Annotated in this window: 4 protein-coding genes and 1 pseudogene; 4 read left to right on the top strand and 1 reads right to left on the bottom strand. The window is 39.7% G+C overall.

All coding sequences use genetic code 11. The features are described 5' to 3' along the window. Positions 1 to 16 precede the first annotated feature (16 nt). The 4 genes from AC2JBO_RS43740 (at position 17) to AC2JBO_RS43725 (ending at position 3486) form a co-directional block, all read left to right on the top strand. Positions 17 to 235, top strand: a complete 219-nt coding sequence (locus tag AC2JBO_RS43740; RefSeq protein ID WP_496959878.1) for a tyrosine-type recombinase/integrase — start codon at positions 17 to 19, stop codon at positions 233 to 235. Between the two features lie 978 nt (positions 236 to 1213). Beyond that, positions 1214 to 2578, top strand: coding sequence for an NACHT domain-containing protein (locus tag AC2JBO_RS43735; protein ID WP_496959877.1), 1365 nt, complete (start codon positions 1214 to 1216; stop codon positions 2576 to 2578). Then, the gene (locus AC2JBO_RS43730; RefSeq protein ID WP_496959876.1) at positions 2562 to 2756 is read left to right on the top strand and encodes a hypothetical protein; all 195 of its coding nucleotides are present in this window, start codon (positions 2562 to 2564) and stop codon (positions 2754 to 2756) included. The genes AC2JBO_RS43735 and AC2JBO_RS43730 overlap by 17 nt, the downstream gene beginning before the upstream one ends. Continuing rightward, the gene (locus AC2JBO_RS43725; RefSeq protein WP_496959875.1) at positions 2737 to 3486 is read left to right on the top strand and encodes an NACHT C-terminal helical domain 2-containing protein; all 750 of its coding nucleotides are present in this window, start codon (positions 2737 to 2739) and stop codon (positions 3484 to 3486) included. Before AC2JBO_RS43730 ends, AC2JBO_RS43725 begins: the two co-directional genes overlap by 20 nt. A 69-nt stretch (positions 3487 to 3555) precedes the next feature. Here the strand turns inward: AC2JBO_RS43725 and AC2JBO_RS43720 are convergent. Beyond that, positions 3556 to 3852 (bottom strand): annotated as a pseudogene (locus AC2JBO_RS43720) (ParB/RepB/Spo0J family partition protein); the annotation flags it as partial.

Genomic DNA, 3852 nt, shown 5'->3' with positions numbered 1-3852 from the left:
TGCGGGTATTGCCAAAATGGTACGAACGCGCGCTCTTAAAGCCAACATTGGTAAACCCCTATCCCCCCACAGAATTAGACACAGTGCAATAACAGCGGCACTGGACGCAGGTCAAAGCGTCCGCGAAGTACAGAAATTGAGCCGACACAGCAATCTAGAAACATTGATGATCTACGACGATAACCGCCAACAGCATCAGCTACAGGTGAGTAACGTCCTAGCTGACTTGGTTTAAACAGGGCGCCAATTCCGAATGTAGGTTGGGTGGAGGAACGGAACCCAACAAAAAACTCGTGCTTAAAATTAGGCGCCTGCACAAGCAATTTTATTACATATTAAAACTCTATTCGTACCTGTTAACTATTAAAATCGGTACGGAATTATAAAATTGTAGTACGAAAAAGTAATTTATTCATCAATAATAGCTTAATAATATTACATTGAGAAAATATTGAACTAACATAAACTTACGTCTGTACCTGAAAGAACGGGGTTTTGTACCTCAAAATTAGGTGAAATTTGTACCCAAAACAGCGTGGTAGAAGGTACAAAGTAACAGTATTTTTAGTTTCAGGCAGTCTCGTACACAAATTTTTTACCCTGGTACTGGTACTAAAAATGACGAAAAATTTTTTTTTTCATAGGGACATAATATACCCCCTTAAAAAAAAAATTTTTTGAAAATTTCCTCAGTACCACCCCCAAAACGTACCGTAACTAGGTACGATTTTCTCTTAAATTTGGCAGGATTTTGGCGTTTTGTAACTGAAAAAACAGGTACAAAAAAGGGGTAAGCACATTTTTTTGTACCTTCACTGTACCTTTGTCAGTATGAGTTTTTACCGATAATTTTTAAACGACTGTTATTCATGTTTATTTAATATAAACTAAGCGAAAATATTGAAGGTATCTTTTATATTTTTGATATAAAAATACAAGTTAATAATTAAATTTTATCTACATAAATTCCCCAAATTTTTATTAACTAAAATGCTTATTAATAACGAGCTAAATAAACAGTGCAAAACAGTATAGTATTTTTGAACTAAATTAACAATGTGATTAAATGTTGATTCCGGGAGGCGCCTCGACTTGAGCTATCTCAAGTTTTGGATTTTTTAGGATAGTAAAATTTCTGTGGTGTGTTTTCAGGAATGAGATTTAATAGTACTGTAGTTGTTACATAAATTCCGCAACAATCAGTAACATCACTATGACTGGACTGGAACCGCTTGCGCTCAAAGTAGCTGAAGAAGGCGCCAAAAGCTTGGCTGGTATCGTCGTCAAATTTGCTTGGAATGGTGGAGGCGATTTAGTCAAACGGATAAATTTTGGCGATAATATTCAGCAGGCAGTTTTCAATGCTTCTAGAAAGTACGTGGAGAATTACGCGGAACGCCACGGGAAGCTCAAAGTTTTGGGGATGCGTGAACCTGTAAAGCTTGAGGATGTGTATACAGCGGTTCAGTTTTTAGGGGAAGAAGGAATTATAGCGTTTGCGTCGATAAATAATTTAGAAGAGGCTTTTCGCCAGTCACAAACGCGCGGGTTTCAATCCTCGTGTGAGAAACAAGACGGACTAAAGGTTGCCAACTCAAAGCAATACTTGATGGTATTGGGACAACCTGGTGCTGGTAAATCTACATTTTTACGGCGCCTGGGTTTGGAAGCATTGAAGGGTAAGAATAATGGATATGAGCATGAGTGTGTTCCGGTGTTTCTGGAACTAAAGCGATTTACTACAGGTAAAATAAATCTGGAACAGGCAATTATTCAGGAGTTAGACAACTGTGGTTTTCCTCAACCTTCAGAATCAGCTAAAAAACTTTTAGAGAAAGGTAAGCTATTAATATTACTTGATGGTTTGGATGAAATACCAAATCAACAGTTAGATAAAGCGATTACAACAATTCAAGATTTTGTAGATAAGCACTCACAAAACCGTTTTATTGCTTCGTGTCGCACTGCGGCTTATCGTAGTGGGTTTCAACGGTTTAATGATGTAATAATGGCAAATTTTGATGACGAGCAAATCGAGCAATTTATCAATAACTGGTTTCAATCAGAGCAAGATAAACAGGTAGATACAGCACAAAGATGCTGGGAATTATTGCAGCAACCAGAATATGATGCGACTAAAGAATTAGCACAAACACCGTTACTACTAACATTACTATGTTTGGTGTTTGATGACTCTCAAACCTTCCCTAAAAATCGAGCAGTACTGTACGGTGAAGCACTGGATGTTTTATTGAAAAAGTGGGCATCAGAAAAGCGGGTGCAACGTGACCCTATTTACAAAGATTTAAGTTTGAAACTCGAAGAAATGATGCTGGCAGAAATTGCCAGTCATAATTTTGTTGAGAATAAGCTATTTTTCAGCCAGCGCGAAGTAGAAGCACAAATTAGCAAGTTTCTAGCAAATAACTTGAATGCACCAAAACACCTAGATGCGGGCGTAATTTTGTCAGCAATTCAAATTCAGCAGGGTATATTAGTGGAACGCTCTTTTGATGTACTTTCATTTTCACACTTAACGCTTCAAGAGTATTTAACCGCGAGTGGACATAGTAAGTAGTAATCAAATTGAAGGGTTGGTGAAGAATGAACTTACGAATACACGTTGGCGAGAAGTTTTTCTCTTAGTTGCAGGATTAATGGATAGAACTGACCAATTATTACTTTTGATGGAAAAACAGGCGCCTTCTTATATTAATACTCCGCGCATTACAAGCGTTGCTACGTTGGGCATATGAAGAAACTACGGGTTCTGCGGCTGATATTAAACCTTTAGGTAAACGTGCATCAGCGATTGCCTACGCTATCGCTTACACCAGAGCATACGCCATTGCGGATGCCAGGGCATCGGGCAGAGCATCGGCCATCACCGATGCCTACGCCAAAGCCCACGCCATTGCCTCGGTCAAAGCCTACGCCGATGCTATTGCCGATACTATTGCCTCGGCCAGAGCTTACGCTAATGCCTCGACCGACACTATTGCCTCGGCCGACACCATTGCCGATGCTGAAACCAGAGCCTACGCCGATGCCTACGCCGATGCCTACGCCAGAGCTTACGCTAATGCCGATGCCAAAACCTACGCCATCGCTGATGCCTACGCCTACGCCGATGCCAATGGCATCAATAAATTTATCAACTATGCTCACAACCTAAAGAATCTCAAAATATTTAAGAATATAGACTTGACCATGCTAATCGACCAAATGGAAGCACTCAAGGCGCAAGTTCCTGGTAATGATGGCTCACAGGAAGTGCATAATTTATTTGCTAAACGCCTTATTGAAATATGGCTTCATGCTTTCAAGCTTACTCCGGAAATGGTTAATTTATCTGAAAAAGAAATTAAAGCACTAGGCAATTACCTCTATGTCAATAGCCTGATTATTAAGTGTTCATATGCAGCAGTGCGACTGGCGCCACGTACTTGGGAAGGAATTGAAGAGAGAATGTTAAAGATTGATTAGTAAGGGCGCCTTAACATCCTTACCCATACGAGTAATTATCAAGACAGGCGCCCGCTTTAATACCAGTTATTATTGAGCAGTTGCAGGTTCTAGCAATGCTTCTAGTTCTGCGAGTAATGATTCGAGTTTTTTCTGTTTATCGGGGTTTTCCCAGACTTTGAATTTTTTAGCTTGTTTGTATGCGTCCTCTAAGCGGATTTGTAGTTGGGGTTGAGAGGATTTGGGTTTTTTGGATAGTACTTGTTTACGGACTTCTAGAAGTGATAATGACATGTCTATTGTGTCTTCTAGTAGTTGCTTTCGGTCTTCGAGTGAAGAGAGCTTGTTGATTTCTTTGGCTTTGGTGTATTCTATTGTTCCTGTGCG

Source organism: Calothrix sp. CBUCES-K 9914 (assembly GCF_059640475.1).
The sequence above is the reverse complement of the archived record's forward strand: the minus strand, read 5'-3'. Positions and strand labels throughout refer to the sequence as shown.

Coding starts and splice junctions, on each gene's coding strand:
- AC2JBO_RS43740 (WP_496959878.1), top strand. CDS start 17: ATGGTACGAACGCGCGCTCTTAAAGCCAACATTGGTAAACCCCTATCC.
- AC2JBO_RS43735 (WP_496959877.1), top strand. CDS start 1,214: ATGACTGGACTGGAACCGCTTGCGCTCAAAGTAGCTGAAGAAGGCGCC.